The organism is Nocardia coffeae (genome assembly GCF_019890715.1).
GTDB classification, from domain to species: Bacteria; Actinomycetota; Actinomycetes; order Mycobacteriales; family Mycobacteriaceae; genus Nocardia; species Nocardia jiangxiensis.
Genome location: NZ_JAINZY010000003.1, coordinates 22,450 through 41,780, shown reverse-complemented (window position 1 = coordinate 41,780; position 19,331 = coordinate 22,450). Strand labels below are relative to the sequence as shown.

Below are 19,331 nucleotides of genomic sequence, written 5' to 3'. Positions count from 1 at the left end.
AGAACCCTTGAGCGACAACACGAACGACATCGCGGTGGTGGGATTCGCCCACGCCCCGCATGTCCGGGAGACCTACGGCACCACCAACGGTGTCGAAATGCTCATCCCCTGCTTCCGGACCCTGTACGACAAGCTCGGCATCGGCGTGTCCGATATCGACTTCTGGTGCTCGGGCTCCTCGGATTACCTTGCCGGACGGGCATTCTCGTTCATCTCGGCGATCGACTCGATCGGCGCGGTACCGCCGATCAACGAATCGCACGTGGAGATGGACGCGGCCTGGGCGCTGTACGAGGCGTACGTGAAACTCCGCTCCGGACAGGTGGATACGGCCCTGGTGTACGGCTTCGGCAAGCCGTCGGCCGGCACCCTGCGTCAGGTGCTGACGTTGCAGACCGACCCGTATCTGGTCGGCCCGCTGTGGCCGGACGCGGTCTCGATGGCCGGGCTGGCGGCCCGCGCGGGACTGGACGCGGGACGCTGGACCGAACGCGACATGGCCGCGGTGAACGCCGCCGACGACGCGGAGATCGACAAGCGCCTGGCCGCGCCGTTCGTCGCGGATCCGTTCCGCGAGCATGACATCGCGCCGATCACCGACGGCGCCGCGGCCATCGTGCTGGCCTCCGGGGATCGCGCGCGCGAACTCTGCGAGCGTCCCGCCTGGCTGACCGGCATCGCCCACCGCATCGACACTCCGATGCTGGGTGCGCGCGATCTGAGCACCTCCCCCTCGACCACCGCGGCGACGAAGGCGGCCCTGGGCGGCAACTCCGCCGACTTCGATGTGGCCGAACTGCATGCGCAGTACAGCCACGAACAGCTGATCCTGAAGCAGGCCATCGGACTGGGCGACAAGACCCGGATCAACCCGTCCGGCGGTGCGCTGTCCGGTAATCCGATGTTCTCCGCCGGACTCGAGCGGATCGGTTACGCGGCAACCGCAATCATCAACGGCACCGCCGATCGCACCCTGGCGCACGCCTCGAGCGGCCCCGCCCTGCAGCAGAACCTTGTCGCCACCCTGGAGGCCAAATGAGTTCCCCCGCCGCGGTGCTCGGCACCGGACAGACCCATCATGTGACGAAACGCTCCGACGTCTCGATGTCGGGCATGTGCCGCGAGGCGATCGATCGCGCCCTCGAGGACGCCGGTGTGACCATGGCCGAGATCGACGCGGTCGTCATCGGCAAGGCGCCGGACCTGTTCGAGGGTTCGATGATGCCCGAGCTGTTCATGGCGGATGCCTTGGGCGCCACCGGGAAACCGCTGCTGCGCGTGCACACCGCTGGTTCGGTGGGCGGCTCGACCGCCATCGTCGCGGTGAACCACGTCCAGGCGGGTGTGCACGGCAAGGTGCTCGCGGTGGCGTGGGAGAAGCAGTCCGAATCCAATGCCATGTGGGCGCTGTCGAATCCGGTTCCGTTCACCAAGCCCGTCGGCGCCGGTGCGGGCGGATATTTCGCGCCGCACGTGCGCGCCTACATCCGCAGGACCAACGCGCCCTTGCACATCGGCGCGATGGTCGCGGTGAAGGACCGACTGAACGGGTCCCGCAACCCGCTGGCCCATCTGCAGCAGGCCGACATCACCCTGGAGAAGGTGCTGGGCTCCCAGATGCTCTGGGACCCCATCCGTTTCGACGAGACCTGCCCTTCCTCCGACGGCGCGTGCGCGATCGTCTTCGGTGACGAGACCTCCGCCCGCGCAGCCGAGGCGTCGGGCAAGAAGGTCGCGTGGGTGCACGGCACCGCGATGCGCACCGAACCGCTGGCCTACTCCGGCCGTGACCAGGTGAGCCCGCAGGCCGGTAAGGACGCCTCGGCCGCGCTGTGGAAGCAGGCCGGGATCACCAACCCGGTCGAGGAGATCGACGCCGCCGAGATCTACGTGCCGTTCTCCTGGTTCGAGCCGATGTGGCTGGAGAACCTGGGCTTCGCCGCCGAGGGTGAGGGCTGGAAGCTGACCGACGCCGGGGAGACCCGCATCGGCGGCAAGCTGCCGGTCAACCCGTCCGGTGGCGTGCTCAGCTCCAACCCGATCGGGGCGTCGGGCATGATCCGCTTCGCCGAGTCGGCCAAGCAGGTCATGGAACGCGCGGGCGACTACCAGGTGGAGAACGCCCGCAAGGCGTTCGGCCACGCGTACGGCGGTGGGTCGCAGTACTTCTCGATGTGGGTGGTCGGGAGCGAGCAGCCGTGAAATTCACCGTCGGAATCGCGATGAGCCCGCTCGAGCAGCTGCCCGAGCTCGCGAAAACGGCCGAGGAGTGCGGGTTTTCGAGTATCGCGCTACCGGATTCGCTGTTCTACATGGAATCCCAGTCGGAGAAGTATCCGTACACCCCCGACGGCAACCGCTTCTGGGGCCCGGACACGCCGTGGGTGGATCCGCTGATCGGCGCGACGGCGATGGCCGCGGTCACCGAGAAGATCCACTTCTACACCAACGTGCTCAAACTGGGTTCGCGCAATCCCGTGCTGCTGGCCCGTCAGGTGGGATCGGTCGCGGCCATGAGCGGCAACCGATTCGGCTTCGGCGTCGGGATCGGCTGGGCGCCCGAGGAATTCGAGTGGTGCGGGGTGCCCTATGCCCGCCGCGGCGCGCGCGTGGACGAGATGATCGACGTGATCAAGCTCGTCCTGGGCGGCGGGATGGTCGAATTCCACGGTGAGTTCTACGATTTCGACAAGCTGCAGATGAGCCCCGCGCCCACCGCGCCGGTGCCGTTCTACATCGGCGGGCACACCGGTCCGGCCCTGCGCCGGGCCGCCCGGGTGGGCGACGGCTGGACCTCGGCGATGATGAAATACGACGATATCGTCAGCACCATCGCCGAACTGACCAAGCTGCGCGCCGAGTACGGCCGGGCCGCGGACCCGTTCGAGATCCAGGTGGTCTGCATCGACCGCTTCGGCAAGTCGGGCTACGAGGAGCTGGCCGCCGCCGGGGTCACCGACTCCATCGTGGTCCCGTGGATCTTCGACGGCCTCGGCTTCGATTCCGAACTCTCGGCCAAACAGGATTCGTTGCGCCGCTTCGCCGATCAGTACATCCAGGGGTCGAAATGAGCACGGCGGGAAGCGGGCAGGACGAACATCCTGCCCGCCGGGCCGGGCGCGCCTCGCAGTCGGCGGTCCGCGCCCGCGACAAGGAGGCCTGGCTCGACCTGTTCGCCGCGGACGGCATCGTCGAGGACCCGATCGGCCCCTCCGGCTTCGACCCCGAGGGTAAGGGTCACCGCGGCCGGGACGCGATTTCGGCGTTCTGGGACAAGGCGATCGCCGCGACCGAGTCCATCGAGTTCGTCTTCGGCGACTCCTTCGCCTGCGGTAGCGAGGTGGCCTACACCGGCCTCATCCGCACCCACATCGGCGGCCAGATCATCGATGCCGAAGGCGTTTTCACGTACCGCGTAGACGACGACGGCAAGATCGCCGCCTTACGCGCCTATTGGGAAACCGACCGCGCAATGCGCACCATCCGCCCGCTGTAAATTTGGCCTCCGCTTCGCTGCGGCGGGTTTTCGGCACTGTAAGGCTCGTCGCTGCGCCCTCGAGACTCGGCCTTCGGCCATGCGCTTCGAGGGCGCAGCGACGAGCCCGCGCCGAAAACCTTGTTGTTGGCCTTGCTGAGCCTTTCGCTTCGCGGGCGACTACCAGCGAACGGAGACGCTTCGCCGCTGGGCATGTCGGCTTGTTTGCCTCGCTTCGGCAGGCGCCGGCCGGTGGGGATCGAGACGAGAAGGGGCGGGCACCATCCGGTGCCCGCCCCTTCTCGCTGTCTTCTAGTAGCTGACCTCGAACTCCTTGATGCCGTTGAGCCAGCCGGAACGCAGGCGCTTCGGGTCACCGAGCTTGGAGATGTCGGGCAGGTGGTCGGCGATCGCGTTGAAAATCAGATCGATCTCCAGTCGCGCCAGGTTCGCGCCGATGCAGAAGTGCGCGCCCGTCCCGCCGAATGCCAAGTGCGGGTTGGGATCCCGGGTGATGTCGAAGGCGTACGGATTCTCGAACACCTCCTCGTCGAAGTTGGCCGAGCGGTACACCAGCACCACCCGCTGCCCCTTCTTGATCGTCACCCCGCTCAGTTCGGTGTCCTCGAGCGCGGTGCGCTGGAACGAGGAGACCGGGGTGCCCCAGCGGATGATCTCGTCGGCCGCGGTGGCCGGACGTTCCTTCTTGTACAGCTCCCACTGATCCGGGTTCTCCAGGAAGGCGACCATGCCGTGCGAGATGGCGTTGCGCGTGGTCTCGTTACCGGCCACGGCCAGCAGGATCACGAAGAAGCCGAACTCCTCCGAGGTCAGCGCCTCACCGTCGATATCGGCGTTGACCAGCTCGGTGACGATGTCACCGGCCGGGCTGGCCTTGCGCGCTTCGGCCATCTGCCAGGCGTAGCCCAGGATCTCGGTCGAGGCGAGCAGCGGGTCGGCGGTGGACTCGGGGTCGTCGTACCCGGTCATGTCGTTGGACCACTGGAACAGCTTCATCCGGTCCTCTTGCGGCACGCCGATCAGCTCTGCGATGGCCTGCAACGGCAGCTCACAGGCCACCTGGGTGACGAAATCACCCGCACCGGACTTGGCGGCCGCCTCGACGATCCCCTTGGCCCGCGCGGACAGCTCGTCGCGCAGCCCGTTGACCGCGCGCGGGGTGAAACCCTTCGCGATCAGCTTGCGCATCCGGGTGTGCTGCGGCGCGTCCTGGTTGAGCAGCACGAAACGCTGCATCTCGATGTTCTCGCGCTGGATGTCGTCGTTGAACCGCGGGATGGCGGTGTTTTCGTAGTTGGAGAACACGTCGCTGCGACGCGACACCTCCTTGACGTCAGCGTGCTTGCTGACGACCCAGAAGCCGTCATCCTGGAACCCGCCCACCTCGGGCGACTTGGGATTCCACCAGATCGGTGCGCTTCGGCGCAGCTCGGCCAATTCCTCGACCGGCACCCGTTCCGCCCAGATCTGCGGATCGGTCACGTCGAAGCCCTTGGGCAGGTTCGGCGCGATGCGAGTGTCAACCACCAGCTTGTCTCCTTCGACTAACTGAAACACGTTCTACCTTCATTGCAGCATAGGTGGTATCAGTAGTAAAGAAGCCAGATTCTGCTCGCATGACATCTGGAGAACTTGTTACAGTTTCCCTACGGGAGGATAGCCATGGGAACACCCGTCATCGTCGAAGCCGCGCGCACCCCGATCGGCAAGCGCAACGGCTGGCTGGCCGGTCTGCACGCCGCCGAACTACTCGGCGCCGCACAGCAGGGTGTGCTCGACAAAGCCCAGGTGGACCCCACCCTCGTCGAACAGGTCGTCGGCGGCTGCGTGATGCAGGTCGGCGAGCAGGGTAACAATGTCACCCGCACCGCCTGGCTGCACGCCGGACTGCCGTGGCAGACCGGCGCGGTGACGATCGACAACCAGTGCGGCTCCGCACAGCAGGCCGCCGGTCTGGTCGCCGGACTCATCGCCACCGACGCCATCGAGGTCGGCCTCGCATGCGGCATCGAGTCGATGAGCCACGTTCCGCTGGGCGCCAACGTCGGCGAGAACGCCGGACCGCGCCGCCCCGCGTCGTGGGATATCGATATGCCCAACCAGTTCGAGGCCGCGGAGCGAATTGCCAAGCGGCGCGGCCTGACTCGCGATGACGTCGAGGAGTGGGGCGAGCGTTCGCAGCGCCTGGCCGCGCAGGCGTGGGCGCAGGGCCGCTTCGATCGCGAGGTGCTCACCGTCGCCGGCGCACCGCAGGTCGACAAGGAGGGCAACCTCACCGGCGAGAAGCTGGACGTCAGCCGGGATCAGGGGCTGCGCGAGACCACCCGCGAGGGTCTGGCCAAGCTCAAGCCCGTCCTGGAGGGCGGCGTGCACACCGCGGGTACCTCCTCGCAGATCTCCGACGGTGCGGCCGCGGTGCTGCTGATGGACGAAAATGCCGCGCGCCGAACGGGTTTGCGCCCGCGCGCCCGCATCGTGGCGCAGTGCCTGGTCGGCGGCGAGCCGGAGTTCCACCTCGACGGCCCGGTGCAGGCGTGCTCGCGACTGCTCGAGCGCAGCGGGATGAGCATCGGCGATCTGGACCTCTTCGAGATCAACGAGGCTTTCGCCTCGGTGGTGCTGTCCTGGGCTTCGGTGCACAAGCCGGATCTGGACCGGGTGAACGTCAACGGCGGCGCGATCGCGATCGGACATCCGGTAGGCAGCACCGGCGCTCGCCTGATCACCACGGCCCTGCACGAACTCGAGCGTTCGGACAAGAGCACCGCGATGGTCTTGATGTGCTGCGGCGGCGCCCTGGCCACCGGCACCATCATCGAACGGATCTGACAAACTCGACATTTCGGTCAGCAACGATCCCGGCACCTCCGCCCCGGATGCGCACCATGCCGCGCGCCGGGGCGGAGTCGTGAGTAAGGTCCTCATGTGCGTCGGTGGCGCACATGCGACAGCCCAGATCACGGCTGTGCGGGACCGAACAGCGCTCTTATCAGCCGTTGTTGAATCTTCACGGCAGGATTATCCGAACGTGGCGTACGCCACACAATCTGCAGTACAGACAGGACGATGAGATGTCAGCTATTCTCGGGCAACCGAAAGGGTGAGGCGAAGGACCCTCGCGACGGGCCAGAACCGGTCTCTACCTGCGGTTCCCGACAACCGTTGCGGTGGCCCGCAAACGCCCCCGCCACCGCCGGTTCACGAACCGGGCGTCTGGAAGCTTCAAGGAAATCGCGAATCAGGCGTAGGTTTTCAGTTACTCAGCCGCTAATATCAATGATACGTATCCGAGATAACGACTGTTAGTACAGCGAAGGGAATTGGGCGGCTCACAATGGCTGATTTCGCGGCGCGGCTGAACAAGCTGTTCGAAACCGTGCATCCCCCGGGGCGTAAGCCGCACACCAACGCCGAGGTGGCGGCTGCGCTGACGGCCTCCGGCCATCCGATCTCGAAACCGTATCTCTCACAGCTGCGGTCGGGACAGCGCACAAACCCCTCTGACGAGACGGTGGCCGCGCTGGCGAAGTTCTTCAAGGTCAAACCGGACTACTTCTTCAACGACATCTACGCGGCCAAGATCGATCACGATCTCGAGCTGCTGTCCCAGCTGCAAGGCTATGGACTGCGTCGTCTGTCGAGTAGGGCGTTCGACCTCTCCGAAGAATCGCAGAACCTCCTGACCTCCATGGCCGAGAAGCTGCGGGCGAGCGAGGGTTTGCCCGAGATCCCGCCGGACGGCACGGAATAGGAAGTACCACAAAGCGACACAGTGCGGAGTCTTGTACCCGCACTGTGTCGTTTTTGGGTCGATAACCGAAGCGCGTAGCGCTTCGGTCACAAGTGCGAGCACATACCTCGAGGTAGTGCTCCGGTCTTCAGTCGTGCGCGGACATGTGTGCGCAACGGATTAGTTGATGTGATCGGGACCGCCATACCGGTTGGTTCGGCGAACACCGAGCGTTTGTGACCGAACACCATAAGAATCGGTTAGTGTTCCCGTAATCACAGAAGACAAAACATGCATACCGGACTTTCGCCCCGGGTATTTCATGCACGGGGCGAAAGAGCCGGATGTCCCGGTTCGGCATCGAATGCGCGGGCGATCGCCTGCACCCATCCACGCGGGCTCACGCCCTGCGGCGGCGCGATCCAACGCGCGTCGACAATCACATCGCCGAGCGGGTTGTGCGCCCAGCGGGCGACGAGTTCGGCGCGTTCGGCGGCCGAGCCCGGCGGCAGTCCCGCGGCGGCCAGTTCGATGCCGCCGCCGGACTGCAGATACAGCGCGTCCATGATCTGCGCGACGTGGTCGGACGCCTTGAGCTGCGTTGTGGAACCGGTCTGATCGTGCGCCACGACCTCCGGGAAGCGCTTGGTCATGGTGTGGTGCAGGGGCCGAATCTGCCGCAGCAGCACACGCGCTCGCACCCACAGCTCGATGACGATCCACACCGCGCCCACCGCGATCAGCAGACTCGCGATCTGCCAGAGCGGCCAGTACCAGCCCGGCGCCGAGGGCCGGGCGGGCAGTTCGCCGATCGCCAGCCGCCGGATCGACAACGCGGCGAGCACGCCGACCACGATGGTGCCGAAGGTGTAGAGCGCGATACCGCGGCCCAGCGCGGTCCAGTCCAGGTTCCGCAGCCCGGTCACGGCGATGAACACACAGCCCAGCAGGGTCATCACCCAGCCGAACAGCACCGACCAGGCCACCGTGAGCGCGATGGCGATCAGGCCGATGCCGTAGATCACCAGCGCGATCTGCCGCAGATTCTGCCGCGACACCACCGGCCAGGCCGCCGCGGCCACCACCGAGGTGGCGATGGTGAACAACAACCAGGCGGCGACGGTCATCCGGTCGCCGAACATCATGCCGTTGATCCCGTGCGGCACCAGGTTGTCCAGTGCCAGAGCGATTTCCGGCACCGACACGGTCGCCGCGGCCGCCACCGAGGCCACCGCGACCACGATCGCCACCCGAGCGGTCGTCGCCGGTTTCACCAGCACCCGGCCCACCCGGGCACCCGCCGCCATCCAGATCAGCAGCGCAGTCAACCAGAATGTCATGCCGCTTCCCCTCGCGAATATCCCTGCGACTCAGAGTGATCGGATGTCGTACCGGCCATCGGTGCGAGCGGCGTTCCGGGCGCGCTCATCCGAGCGCCTCGTCGAAACGCAGCACTGAGACGCCCGCGCCGCGGTTGTGGAATACGCGCAGCCGGGTCATCAACATGTTGGCGAAGGTTTCGGCTTCCCATTCGGCCTGCTCGTCCTCGCCGTCGTCGACGACCTGCTGATGTGAACGCTGGCTGAGCATGTAGGCGATGAGATCGTCGCTGGCCTCGAGGGTGACCTCGGTGGCCGTCTCACCCGGATGATCGAAGATGATGTGCCCCAACTCGTGTGCGAGGGTGTGGTCGCGGCTCGGCAGCGCCGAGGCCAGCACGATGACGTCCTTCTCCGGATAACTCCGCCGCTGACCACACACCCCGGGCCCGAGCTGGGCGCTGGCGATCTCGATGGGTCGGCGGCGTTCGGCGGAGATCGCCAGGACCACCTCGTCCAGATCGGTGGCGTCGAAATCGGCGGCCACCGCGCAGACCGCGTCCACCGCGGCCGCGACGCGGCGATACGAACGACTGCTCTGTGCGCGACTCTCAGTCATGACCTCTACCCCTTATGCCCGAGGTCCGAAGAATTCCGCGCGCGCGGCGTCGATGCGCGCCTGCGCGGCCGAAGCGCTCTGGAAGCTGACCGCGCCGGACCCGGCCGCGGCCAATGCCATGGCGATCAGGCCGCCGATCACGGTCAGTACCGCGGGCTTGGGCAGATCGGAGTTCGCCGAGGTCGGACGCACATCCGGATTCGGTTGGGCCTGCACAGCGGGCGCCGAGGACGCGGCCGGAGGCGCTGCGGGTGCCGGTGCGGCCGGAGCCGGGGCCGCCGCGGGTGCGGCGGGCAGCGCCACGGCCGGAATCGGCACCGAGGGCGCCGGGGCACCGGGCCCCGCGGGGGCGGGCGGGATGGCCAGCGGCGCGGCGGGGGCGGCCGGAGCCGGGGGCGGTTGCAACAGCAGCAGGAGCAGCAGCGGTGAGGCGGCCGCGGCCGAACCCAGCGCCGCCGAACCGGTCAGCGCCGAACCCGTTCCGGCGAGTCCGGCGAGTGCGGAACCTGTTGCGGCGGAACCGGTACCGAGGATCGCGGCCAGCGCCGGCGCGACGGCCGATCCGGTCCCCAGCAGGGCCGCGCCCGCGGCGGAACCGGTGCCGAGCAATGCCGCACCGGTCGCCGCACCAGCGGAACCGACTGCGGCGGAACCTGTTCCGAGCAGAGTGGCCAACAGCACGGTGGCGGCCGATCCGGTACCGGCGAGTGCGGAGCCGGTACCGGCAGCCGCCGAACCCGCTGCGGCAGAACCGGTTGCGCCGAGTCCGACACCCGCGCCCGCGGCAGCGGACCCGGTTCCGGCGAGAGCCGAACCGGTGGTGGCCGCAGCCGAGCCGACCGCCGCCGAACCGGTACCGGCCAATGCCGCGGCGGGACCACCTGCCGCTGAACCGACGGCCGCCGAGCCGACCGCGGCCGAACCCGTTCCGAGCAGGCCGAGTAGACCCGCAAGACTTTCCGGGCCGGCGGCCGGGGTGGGTCGCAGGGGCAGGCCCGCCGAGGGACCCGTGGCGTGCGCGGGCCCGGAGTGCGCGGCAGCGGAACCAGGGACGGTGATCCGCTGCGACGGCGACCGCTGCGCAGGTAGGGAGGATTGCGGCACGGGCCGCGACGCGGACGAGGGGCGGCCCGGGATCTTCAGGGGAATGCCCTGGTCGGGGTCCACCGAACTGCCCGGATTCGCCGGTCTGCACTGGGGGCAAGGTGGGGCGGGCTGTGCCTGGGCGGCGAATGCCCCCAAGAGCCCGTAACCGGCAGCCATGCCGGTCACTGTCAGGACGCGCAGAATGCGACCTATGGCCATGCGCTTGCCTTCCCCTCATCGTGTTCAGCGCAGATCTGTACCCGGTCGCGTGAGAAGTCCGGGAGTCGAACGATGTCGATCATCATAACTGCGGGTTGTTTGCTCGCGCAGCGGGATCATGTGAGACATCGCACTCGTTCCGATGACCTCACATGATCTTGGAACCGTGCTGTTCCCGGTTCGGCAACGGCCCTGGCAGCAGGCCGTGCCGGTGGCGTGCGGGGCTCGCGCAGGTCAGCGGGCGGACCCGGTCATCGCAACTCGCACAGGAATATTCGACACCGACGGGTGTCCGGATCGTTGCCGGGGGAAGGCTTCGGCACATCGCGCGATCCGGTCCGCGCGGATCGTCCCGGGCCTCGCGAACCCGGGACGTAACGCACAATTCAGGCGCCGTAGACGACCTCCGGCGGCGTCGCCTGGGCAATCAGCTCGCGCACTGCCGCACCGACCTCCGCCGGGGCCCAACGCGCGCCGCGATCGACCGGAACGCCGTGCCGCCATCCGTCGGCCAGTGCGACCTTGCCGCCCTCGACCTCGAACATCCGGCCCGTGACACCGGCCGAATCGGCGCTGCCCAGCCACACCACCAGCGGTGAGACGTTCTCCGGGGCCATCGCGTCGAAACCGTCCTCGGGCGCGGCCATCATGTCCGCGAACACCGTCTCGGTCATCCGGGTGCGCGCGGAGGGGGCGATCGCGTTGACGGTGACGCCGTAACGCCCGAATTCGGCCGAGGCGGTGATGGTCAGCGCGGCGATGCCGGCCTTGGCCGCGGCGTAGTTGCCCTGCCCGACGCTGCCCTGCAGGCCCGCGCCGGAGCTGGTGTTGATGATGCGCGCGTCCACCGCGTTTCCGGCCTTGGACTCCCCGCGCCAGTACTCCGCGGCATGCCGCATGGTCGCGAAGTGGCCCTTGAGGTGCACCCGCACGACCGCGTCCCACTCCTGCTCGGACAGGTTCACCAGCATCCGGTCCCGGACGATGCCGGCATTGTTGACCAGCACGTCCAGCCCGCCGAAGGTCTCCACGGCCTGCGTGATCAGGCGTTTCGCGCCTGCCCAGTCGGCGACGTCGTCACCGTTGACCACGGCCTTGCCGCCCAGTTCGAGGATCTCCTCCACCACCTGCGCGGCCGGGGAATCGGTGAGCGGGGTGCCGTCGAGTTCCGCGCCGATGTCGTTGACCACCACATTGGCCCCGGCGGCCGCGAACGCCAGCGCATGCGCCCGGCCGAGGCCGCCACCGGCTCCGGTGACGATGACGGTGCGTCCGGCGCAGAGCTTGTCTTGGTCAGCCATCTTTTCTGCTCTCATTTCCGTTGTGGTGCGGTGTATTTCAGTGCGGTGCGGCGGCCGGTTCGTTGACGGTCGCGGCGTCCAGGAAGGCCGGGCGCTCACCGCCGCCGTGCGCGAGCAGCGTGCCGCCGGTGACGTAGGAGGCCAGCGGCGAGGACAGGAACAGCGCGCAGCGGCCGATCTCCTCCGGCGCGGCCAGACGTCCGAGCGGCACCGTCGAGCCGACCGCGTCGATTCCGGCCTGATCGCCGTAGTGCAGATGGCTGCTCTCGGTGTGGACCATGCCCACGATCACCGAGTTGACCCGCACCTTCGGAGCCCATTCGATGGCCAGCGAGGTGACCAGACTATCGATACCCGCTTTCGCCGCGCCGTAGGCCGCGCTGCCGGGTGAGGGGCGATGCCCGCTGACGCTGGAGACCATCACGATCGAACCGCCGTCGTCCTGCTTCTGCATGACCGCATTCGCGGCCTGCGAAACCAGCAGCGGGGCAAGCAGGTTCAGCTCGACGATCTTGGAGTGGAAGTTCTTGCTGGCGGTCGCGGCCGGTGCGAACGGCGCGCCCCCGGCGTTGTTGACCACATGATCCAGGCGGCCGTAGCGGGCCACGATCGCATCCACGAGCGCGGTGACCGCATCCCCGTCGCGCACATCGCAGGGCAGGTATTCGGCCGTGCGGCCCGAGCTCTCGACCGGCGCGTCGGCGGGACGGCGCGCACAGGCCACCACCGTCGCTCCGGCGTCCAGGAAAACCCGGCTGATCCCGGCGCCCACCCCCCGCACGCCGCCCGTCACGAGAACTACGGATCCGGAGAGGTCCACTTCTATTGCCACCGTGCTAACCTACCAAGCACTTGCTTGTTTTGCCAACGATGGGACTCGAGATGGGGATCAACCGTCACACCGAAACCGAGGGCGTCGAGGTCGTCACCGTCGACTACCCGCCGGTCAATGCCCTGCCGTCCGACGGCTGGTTCGCCCTGGCCGACGCGATCCGCGAGGCCGGGCGAAACCCGGAGACCCGGGTGGTGGTGCTGCGCGCGGAAGGCCGCGGTTTCAACGCGGGCGTCGACATCAAGGAGATGAACGCCGACTCCGGGCACACCGCGCTGATCCGCGCCAATCACGGCTGCTTCGAGGCGTTCGCGGCCGTCTACGACTGCCAGGTTCCCGTCGTCACCGCGGTCAACGGCTTCTGCCTCGGCGGCGGCATCGGCCTGGTCGGCAATTCCGATGTCATCGTCGCCTCCGATGACGCCACCTTCGGCCTGCCCGAGGTGGATCGCGGTGCGCTGGGCGCGGCCACCCATCTCGCGCGCCTGGTCCCCCAGCATCTGATGCGCACCATGTTCTTCACCGCAGGCAAGCTCACCGCGCAGCAGCTGCACCACTTCGGCTCGGTGTACCAGGTGGTCCCGAGGTCCGAACTCGACGCTGCCGCATTGGAAGTCGCGAAGAACATCGCGAACAAGGACGGGCGCGTCATCCGCGCCGCCAAGAAGGCCCTCAACGGCATCGACGTGCAGGACGTGCACCGCTCCTACCGTTTCGAACAGGGTTTCACGATGGAGCTCAACCTGGCCGGTGTGGCCGACGAGATCCGGGCGCGGTTCGACGACGATCTGGCCGCCCAGAAGAAGGAGAAGTAGAAAGCCATGCGCGACAAGCGAACAACGCTCGACGAGGCCGTCGGCGAGCTGCGCAGCGGTATGACCATCGGAATCGGTGGCTGGGGTTCGCGGCGCAAGCCGATGGCCTTCGTGCGGGCGCTGTTGCGTTCGGACGTCACCGATCTCACCGTCGTCACCTACGGCGGCCCGGATCTGGGTCTGCTGTGCTCGGCGGGCAAGGTGCGAAAGGCGTACTACGGCTTCGTATCCCTGGATTCCGCGCCGTTCTACGATCCGTGGTTCGCCAAGGCGCGCACCGAGGGTGCGATCACCGTGCGCGAAATGGACGAGGGCATGGTCAAATCCGGCTTGCAGGCCGCGGCCGCACGGCTGCCCTTCCTGCCGGTGCGTGCCGGATTGGGTTCCGCGGTCATCGATTTCTGGGAGGGTGAGCTGAAGACGGTCACCTCGCCGTACCTCACCGACGGCAATGCCGAGACCCTGGTCGCCATGCCCGCGCTGAACCTGGATGCCGCGTTCTTCCATCTGGATCTGGGCGACAAGCACGGCAACGCCGCCTACACCGGCGTGGACCCGTACATGGACGATCTGTACGCCCTCGCCGCCGAGAAGCGCTACCTGTCGGTGGATCGCCTGGTGGAGACCGAGGAATTGGTGAAAGCCGTTCCGCAGCAGGCGCTCATCCTCAATCGCATGATGGTCGACGGCGTGGTCGAGGCCCCCGGCGGCGCGCACTTCACCTTCTCCGGCAGTTACCGCCGCGACGAGAAGTTCCAGCGTCACTATGTCGAGGCCGCCAAGACTCCGGAGTCGTGGGCCGAGTTCAAGGCTCGCTATCTGGACGTGTCCGAGGACGAATACCAGGCCGCCGTCAAGGCTTTCGGCGAGGAGCAGAAGTAATGACCGAGACGAACACGATCACCCGGGCCGAGGTGTGCGTCATCGCCTCCGCCGAGATCTTCCGGGGCGCAGGCGAAATCATGGCCTCGCCGATGTCCACCATCACCACCATCGGCGCACGGCTGGCGCGGCTGACCTTCGAGCCGGATCTGCTGCTGTCCGACGGTGAGGCGCTGTTCTTCGCCGAGGTCCCGCCGATCGGCGGCAAGGCTCCGGTCGAGGGCTGGATTCCGTTCTCGAAGGTGTTCGACGTGGTGAATTCCGGTCGCCGCCACGTGGTGATGGGCGCGAACCAGATCGACCGCCACGGCAATCAGAACCTGTCCGCCTTCGGCCCGCTGCAGCAGCCGAGCCGGCAGATGTTCGGCGTGCGCGGCGCTCCGGGCAACACCATCAACCATCCCACCAGCTACTTCGTCCCCCGGCACACCAAGCGGGTGTTCTGCGACACTGTGGACATCGTCTCCGGAATCGGTTACGACAAGGTCGATCCCGAGAATCCGGCGTACCGGTTCCATCACCTGCATCGGGTGGTATCGAATCTGGGCGTGTTCGACTTCGGCGGACCGGACCACACGCTGCGCGCGCTGTCGCTGCACCCGGGCGTGCGCGCCGAGGAGGTCGCGGAGAACACCTCGTTCGAGATCGCGGGTCTGGCCGAGGCGGGCGAGACCCGGTTGCCCACCGACGAGGAACTGAACATCATCCGCAACGTCCTGGACCCCAAGGGCATTCGCGAGAAGGAAGTCCAGTCGTGACCGCGCAGCGGTTGCGGACTCCGCTGACCGAACTGGTCGGCATCGATCATCCGATCGTGCAGACCGGCATGGGCTGGGTCGCCGGTCCGAGCCTGGTCGCGGGCACCGCCAACGCGGGCGGGCTGGGCATCCTGGCGTCGGCGACGATGACCCTCGCCGAACTCGAGGAGGCCATCGCCAAGACGAAAGCCAAGACGGACAAGCCTTTCGGGGTCAACATCCGCGCCGACGCCACCGATGCGTCGGATCGGATCGAGTTGATGATCCGCGAGGGCATCAAGGTGGCCTCGTTCGCGCTCGCGCCCAAGAAGGAGCTCATCGCGCGGCTGAAGGACAACGGCGTGGTGGTCGTCCCGTCGATCGGCGCGGCCAAGCACGCCGTGAAGGTCGCCTCCTGGGGCGCGGACGCGGTGATCGTGCAGGGCGGCGAGGGCGGCGGCCACACCGGTCCGGTCGCCACGACGCTGCTGCTGCCCTCGGTCCTGGACGCCGTCGACATCCCGGTGATCGCCGGTGGCGGATTCTTCGACGGTCGCGGGCTGGCCGCGGCGCTGTCCTACGGCGCGGCGGGAGTCGCGATGGGCACCCGTTTCCTGCTCACCCAGGACAGCAGCGTGCCCGATTCGGTGAAGCAGGAGTACCTGCGCCGGGGCCTGCAGGACACCGTCGTCTCCCGCAAGGTCGACGGTATGCCGCACCGCGTGCTCAACACCGAGCTCGTCGACCGCCTGGAACATTCGGGCAGCTGGCGCGGCCTGACCGCCGCGGTCGCCAACGCCATGAAGTTCAAGTCGATGACCGGCATGAAGTGGTCCACGATCATCCGTGACGGGCTCACCATGCGTAAGCAGAAGGACCTCACCTGGTCCCAGGTCATCATGGCGGCCAACACCCCGATGTTGCTCAAGGCCGGTCTGGTCGAGGGCAACACCCACGCCGGCGTGCTCGCCGCAGGTCAGGTCACCGGCATCATCGAGGATCTGCCCACGGTGGCCGATCTGATCGACCGCATCGTCATCGAGGCCGTCGCCCGCATCGACGCCCTCGCCGAACTGCGCGACACGGGAACCACCATCCCCACAACGTGATCGGCCTCGTGCCGATCACCGCAGGCCGCCCCGACCACCTCTCACGGGGCGGCCTGCGCTTCGCCTCGCGCCGATCACTGCCGCTGGATTCGATGCAGTACGAGATATTGGTGCGGGGTGTCGAGCGCGGCCAGTAGCTCGAAGTCGAGCCTGATCTCGCCGAGTTCCTCGTGGTGAATCCACTTCTGCTTGCGTTCGGGGACGCCGATCTCGTGCCGGTTCCACAGCTCGGCGAACGCGGGATTCCTGGCCGAGACGTCCGCCAGCAGTGCGGTGGTCACCGGATCGTCCTGCGGCGCCGGGCCGATCATGCGGCGGATGCCGCCGACGAAGAACCGCGCGAACGCATCCCGGTCCGCCCATATCCGCGGCGCGGCCGGATCCAGGAACAGCATGCGCAGGATGTTGTCCGAGATCTCGAAACGCTCGAAGAGTTCCCGCGCCGATCGATTGGCCGCCAGCACGTCACTGCGGTGATTCACGATGTAGGCCGGGCCCGGCTCCCACGATCGCATGACCAGCGACAGGAATTCGTTGACCTCCTCGCGGACGCCGACCGGCTTGCGCGGGGCAGGGGGCGGGCTGACCAGGCCGTGCAGATAGCTGGTCTCGGCCGTCGACAGTTCCAGCGCGGTCGCGAGGGCATCGACCACCTGCGGCGACGGATTCCGTTCGCGGCCCTGCTCCAGCCGGACGTAATAGTCGGTGCTGATGGTGGCACGCACGGCGACCTCCTCGCGGCGCAGGCCGGGTGTCTGCCGTCGGCGGCGCTGCGGGTCGGCGGGCGGTTGCACGGCCGCTCGGCGGGCGCGAAGAAATTCCCCCAACCTGTTCGCCGGCACAGCGCCATGTTAGTCCCGGTCGGACCGCCGGACCGGGCGCAGTGGGTGCAGCACTCCTAGGAGTGCTCAGCCCTGGCGTCGAGGAGTCCGGTGGGGCGAGGCTGAGAAGGACGCGGAGGCATTCCGGGAATTGGAGGCAGCGGATCATGAGTGGGTTACGGGTCGCGATCGTGGGAGCCGGTATCGGCGGGCTCACGGCGGGGATTGCGCTGCACCGGCGTGGAATCGACGTGACGATCTACGAGAAGGCGCGCGAACTGCGGGAATTGGGCGCCGGTGTGGTGATCGGAGCCAACGGGGCCCGGGTCTACGACAGCCTGGGCCTGCTGGATTCCATCGCCGCCATCGCCGGTAAGTCCTCGACGGTGACGATGCAGACCTGGCAGGGCCAGGCGCTGCCCGGGTACCGGCCGCCGTATCCCGCCGCGGAGACCTATTCGCTGCATCGGGCCGAATTCCAGAACCTGCTGGTGGCCGCGATGCCGCCCGGCACGGTCCGGCTCGGCCACGAGTGCGTGGCCGCCGTCGAGGACGAGCGGGGAGTGCGGATCGACTTCGCCGATGGCAGCACGACGCACGCGGACCTGCTGATCGGCGCCGACGGCATCCACTCGGCGATCCAGCCGCTGGTCGGCGCGAAGAGTGCGCCGGTCAGCGAGGGAATCATGGCCTATCGCGGGCTCATCCCGGCCGAGCGCCTCGACGGCATCTACGACATGGGCCTGTGGTCGCTGTGGGTCGGGCCGGGGCAGAGCTTCCTGACCTATCCGGTCTCGGACGGGGCGCTGCTCAACCTCGTCGCATTCGTCCCCACGGACCTGGACGTCGAGGAAAGCTGGAGTGCGCCGGGTGACGTCGCCGCCCTCGCCGCGGCATACGACGGTTGGGACCGGCAGGTTCGGGACGTCATCGCGGTCATGGACCAGACCTTCCGGTGGGGAATCTACGATCGCGAACCCATGCGGGGCTGGTCGACCGACCGCATCACCCTGCTGGGCGACTCGGCTCACGCGGTGACCCCACACCTCGGGCAGGGCGCGAACCAGTCCGTCGAGGATGCCATCACGCTCGCCGTCCTGCTCGAAAATGCCTGCGCCGCCGACATTCCGGCGCAGCTGCGGCGCTACGAGGAGTTGCGCGTCGAACGCAATCGCCAGGTCCGCGAAGGCGCCCGAGAGGCCGGGCAGCTGTACCGCTCGACCGGGCTGTCCCCGGAGCAGCAGGCCGACCGGATCGTCGCGATCTACGACCGATTGGAACTGCGCACCTACGACGCCGAGCGCGTGGCGCGCCAGACCCTCGCGGCACGGGCGTGATGCACGCCACTGTCGTCACACCGCGGTAGGCACTGCGAGGCAATTCACCGATCGGCGGGCCGAGATCGACTCCAATCACGGTACGGACTCGTTGGGGGATGACACAATTCGCCATTCGTCGTAACTTTCGTGCGATATGTTGTTCGTCGAGTACGAACCCCGGACGGATTGCATTCATGACGGACACCAATTCACCGATCGTTCTGTCGGTAGTCGTCCCCGTTCTCGACGAAGCCGCGAATATTCCACGCACGCTGCGAAGTCTGGTCGCCCAGGATGCGGTCGACGAGGTGATCGTCGTGGACAACGGCAGCGTGGACGGCACCATCGAGGTCGTCCGCGACTTCCAGGCCGAGCACCCGCGGGTGCGCCTGCTGCACGAACCGAATCGCGGTATCGCCCCTGCTCGCAACGCCGGATTCGACGAGGCGCGTGGCGAATTCGTCGCCCGCACCGATGCCGACACCCTCGTCGACCGGGACTGGGCCGCGACGATTCGCGACTTCTTCGCCGACCATCCGGATACCGGCGCATTGACCGGCCTGTGCACATACCACGATTCTCCGATCGGCTTCTTCCTGGAATTCGGCCAGTGGATATTGATCCGCGCCGGAAAACTGGGAGGTCAGGTCGGCAATATGTACGGGCCGAATATGGCGATACGCCAGGACGCCTGGTCGAAAGTGCGTGGCGAAACCCAGACGCGCAGCGACGTCATCGAAGATCTGGATCTGGCATTGTGCCTGTGCAAGAGCGGAATTCGCATCGACCAACTGATCCACATGCGCGCCCGGACCTCGGCCCGGCGTCGGCGCGACACCCCGAACAGCCGCTGGCAGTTCCATCTCCGAGGTCTGCGTACCCTCCGGGACCACGGCCTGCCGGTTCAGCCGATCCACCGAATCCTCATCTCGGCCGCCTGGCTGACGCACACCGTCCAGTGGCCGATCTACCGGTTCTGGGACTTCGACCGGCAGCGCTTCGGCCTCCGCCCCGCCCGCGTCGCACCGGCCTGATCGCGGTCTGAT

Annotated in this window: 19 protein-coding genes; 12 read left to right on the top strand and 7 right to left on the bottom strand. The window is 67.5% G+C overall.

The window, feature by feature from the left end; all coding sequences use genetic code 11:
• Positions 1-7 precede the first annotated feature (7 nt).
• The 4 genes from K7711_RS13805 to K7711_RS13790 are packed head-to-tail and all read left to right on the top strand — an operon-like array spanning position 8 to position 3,496.
• Entirely contained in the window at positions 8-1,039 is a 1,032-nt protein-coding gene (locus K7711_RS13805; RefSeq protein WP_222969500.1) for a thiolase family protein, read from the top strand.
• The gene (locus K7711_RS13800) at positions 1,036-2,202 is read left to right on the top strand and encodes a thiolase family protein (protein ID WP_222969498.1); all 1,167 of its coding nucleotides are present in this window, start codon (positions 1,036-1,038) and stop codon (positions 2,200-2,202) included. The genes K7711_RS13805 and K7711_RS13800 overlap by 4 nt, the downstream gene beginning before the upstream one ends.
• A complete protein-coding gene (locus K7711_RS13795) occupies positions 2,199-3,071 on the top strand; it encodes a TIGR03619 family F420-dependent LLM class oxidoreductase (protein WP_222969496.1) in 873 nt (290 codons plus the stop codon). Before K7711_RS13800 ends, K7711_RS13795 begins: the two co-directional genes overlap by 4 nt.
• Positions 3,068-3,496 carry a nuclear transport factor 2 family protein gene (locus K7711_RS13790; protein WP_222969494.1) on the top strand — a complete coding sequence of 143 codons (429 nt, stop codon included), beginning with the start codon at positions 3,068-3,070 and terminating at the stop codon, positions 3,494-3,496. Before K7711_RS13795 ends, K7711_RS13790 begins: the two co-directional genes overlap by 4 nt.
• A 291-nt stretch (positions 3,497-3,787) precedes the next feature.
• Here the strand turns inward: K7711_RS13790 and K7711_RS13785 are convergent, their stop codons facing one another.
• Positions 3,788-5,023 carry a cytochrome P450 gene (locus K7711_RS13785; protein ID WP_222969492.1) on the bottom strand — a complete coding sequence of 412 codons (1,236 nt, stop codon included), beginning with the start codon at positions 5,021-5,023 and terminating at the stop codon, positions 3,788-3,790.
• A 135-nt stretch (positions 5,024-5,158) separates the two neighbouring features.
• Between K7711_RS13785 and K7711_RS13780 the strand changes: the two genes are divergently transcribed.
• Positions 5,159-6,325: a steroid 3-ketoacyl-CoA thiolase gene (locus tag K7711_RS13780; protein ID WP_222969489.1), complete on the top strand. Its 1,167-nt coding sequence runs from the start codon at positions 5,159-5,161 to the stop codon at positions 6,323-6,325.
• 505 nt (positions 6,326-6,830) lie between these two features.
• Entirely contained in the window at positions 6,831-7,247 is a 417-nt protein-coding gene (locus K7711_RS13775) for a helix-turn-helix domain-containing protein (RefSeq protein ID WP_011207048.1), read from the top strand.
• A gap of 299 nt (positions 7,248-7,546) precedes the next feature.
• Here K7711_RS13775 and K7711_RS13770 read toward each other — a convergent pair whose 3' ends face one another.
• The 5 genes from K7711_RS13770 to K7711_RS13750 form a co-directional block, all read right to left on the bottom strand.
• Positions 7,547-8,566, bottom strand: coding sequence for a hypothetical protein (locus tag K7711_RS13770; protein ID WP_222969487.1), 1,020 nt, complete (start codon positions 8,564-8,566; stop codon positions 7,547-7,549).
• Between the two features lie 85 nt (positions 8,567-8,651).
• The gene (locus tag K7711_RS13765; RefSeq protein WP_222969485.1) at positions 8,652-9,164 is read right to left on the bottom strand and encodes an ImmA/IrrE family metallo-endopeptidase; all 513 of its coding nucleotides are present in this window, start codon (positions 9,162-9,164) and stop codon (positions 8,652-8,654) included.
• Positions 9,165-9,176: 12 nt separating this feature from the next.
• Positions 9,177-10,469 carry a hypothetical protein gene (locus tag K7711_RS13760; RefSeq protein ID WP_222969483.1) on the bottom strand — a complete coding sequence of 431 codons (1,293 nt, stop codon included), beginning with the start codon at positions 10,467-10,469 and terminating at the stop codon, positions 9,177-9,179.
• A 386-nt stretch (positions 10,470-10,855) separates the two neighbouring features.
• On the bottom strand, positions 10,856-11,770 hold the full coding sequence (locus tag K7711_RS13755) for an SDR family oxidoreductase (RefSeq protein ID WP_222969481.1): 915 nt from the start codon (positions 11,768-11,770) through the stop codon (positions 10,856-10,858).
• A gap of 37 nt (positions 11,771-11,807) precedes the next feature.
• Positions 11,808-12,602 carry an SDR family oxidoreductase gene (locus K7711_RS13750; RefSeq protein ID WP_372460131.1) on the bottom strand — a complete coding sequence of 265 codons (795 nt, stop codon included), beginning with the start codon at positions 12,600-12,602 and terminating at the stop codon, positions 11,808-11,810.
• Between the two features lie 50 nt (positions 12,603-12,652).
• Here K7711_RS13750 and K7711_RS13745 point away from each other — a divergent pair, with 50 nt between their 5' ends.
• The 4 genes from K7711_RS13745 to K7711_RS13730 are packed head-to-tail and all read left to right on the top strand — an operon-like array spanning position 12,653 to position 16,145.
• Positions 12,653-13,417: an enoyl-CoA hydratase family protein gene (locus K7711_RS13745; RefSeq protein ID WP_222969479.1), complete on the top strand. Its 765-nt coding sequence runs from the start codon at positions 12,653-12,655 to the stop codon at positions 13,415-13,417.
• Between the two features lie 6 nt (positions 13,418-13,423).
• Positions 13,424-14,299, top strand: coding sequence for a CoA transferase subunit A (locus tag K7711_RS13740; protein WP_222969477.1), 876 nt, complete (start codon positions 13,424-13,426; stop codon positions 14,297-14,299).
• Entirely contained in the window at positions 14,299-15,057 is a 759-nt protein-coding gene (locus K7711_RS13735) for a CoA-transferase subunit beta (protein WP_222969475.1), read from the top strand. Before K7711_RS13740 ends, K7711_RS13735 begins: the two co-directional genes overlap by 1 nt.
• Positions 15,054-16,145 carry an NAD(P)H-dependent flavin oxidoreductase gene (locus K7711_RS13730; RefSeq protein WP_222969473.1) on the top strand — a complete coding sequence of 364 codons (1,092 nt, stop codon included), beginning with the start codon at positions 15,054-15,056 and terminating at the stop codon, positions 16,143-16,145. The genes K7711_RS13735 and K7711_RS13730 overlap by 4 nt, the downstream gene beginning before the upstream one ends.
• A gap of 74 nt (positions 16,146-16,219) precedes the next feature.
• On the opposite strand, the gene K7711_RS13725 is transcribed toward K7711_RS13730, so the two are convergent.
• Positions 16,220-16,987, bottom strand: coding sequence for a helix-turn-helix transcriptional regulator (locus K7711_RS13725; protein WP_222969470.1), 768 nt, complete (start codon positions 16,985-16,987; stop codon positions 16,220-16,222).
• Positions 16,988-17,133: 146 nt separating this feature from the next.
• Here K7711_RS13725 and K7711_RS13720 point away from each other — a divergent pair, with 146 nt between their 5' ends.
• Positions 17,134-18,303 (top strand): FAD-dependent monooxygenase, encoded by a 1,170-nt coding sequence (locus K7711_RS13720; protein WP_222969468.1) that lies wholly within the window; start codon positions 17,134-17,136, stop codon positions 18,301-18,303.
• 176 nt (positions 18,304-18,479) lie between these two features.
• Complete coding sequence (locus K7711_RS13715) at positions 18,480-19,319, top strand: glycosyltransferase family 2 protein (RefSeq protein ID WP_222969466.1); 840 nt, start codon at positions 18,480-18,482, stop codon at positions 19,317-19,319.
• Positions 19,320-19,331 lie beyond the last annotated feature (12 nt).

Coding starts and splice junctions, on each gene's coding strand:
- K7711_RS13740 (WP_222969477.1), top strand. CDS start 13,424: ATGCGCGACAAGCGAACAACGCTCGACGAGGCCGTCGGCGAGCTGCGC.
- K7711_RS13715 (WP_222969466.1), top strand. CDS start 18,480: ATGACGGACACCAATTCACCGATCGTTCTGTCGGTAGTCGTCCCCGTT.
- K7711_RS13780 (WP_222969489.1), top strand. CDS start 5,159: ATGGGAACACCCGTCATCGTCGAAGCCGCGCGCACCCCGATCGGCAAG.
- K7711_RS13800 (WP_222969498.1), top strand. CDS start 1,036: ATGAGTTCCCCCGCCGCGGTGCTCGGCACCGGACAGACCCATCATGTG.
- K7711_RS13775 (WP_011207048.1), top strand. CDS start 6,831: ATGGCTGATTTCGCGGCGCGGCTGAACAAGCTGTTCGAAACCGTGCAT.
- K7711_RS13790 (WP_222969494.1), top strand. CDS start 3,068: ATGAGCACGGCGGGAAGCGGGCAGGACGAACATCCTGCCCGCCGGGCC.
- K7711_RS13745 (WP_222969479.1), top strand. CDS start 12,653: ATGGGGATCAACCGTCACACCGAAACCGAGGGCGTCGAGGTCGTCACC.
- K7711_RS13735 (WP_222969475.1), top strand. CDS start 14,299: ATGACCGAGACGAACACGATCACCCGGGCCGAGGTGTGCGTCATCGCC.
- K7711_RS13770 (WP_222969487.1), bottom strand. CDS start 8,566: ATGACATTCTGGTTGACTGCGCTGCTGATCTGGATGGCGGCGGGTGCC.
- K7711_RS13760 (WP_222969483.1), bottom strand. CDS start 10,469: ATGGCCATAGGTCGCATTCTGCGCGTCCTGACAGTGACCGGCATGGCT.
- K7711_RS13765 (WP_222969485.1), bottom strand. CDS start 9,164: ATGACTGAGAGTCGCGCACAGAGCAGTCGTTCGTATCGCCGCGTCGCG.
- K7711_RS13755 (WP_222969481.1), bottom strand. CDS start 11,770: ATGGCTGACCAAGACAAGCTCTGCGCCGGACGCACCGTCATCGTCACC.
- K7711_RS13720 (WP_222969468.1), top strand. CDS start 17,134: ATGAGTGGGTTACGGGTCGCGATCGTGGGAGCCGGTATCGGCGGGCTC.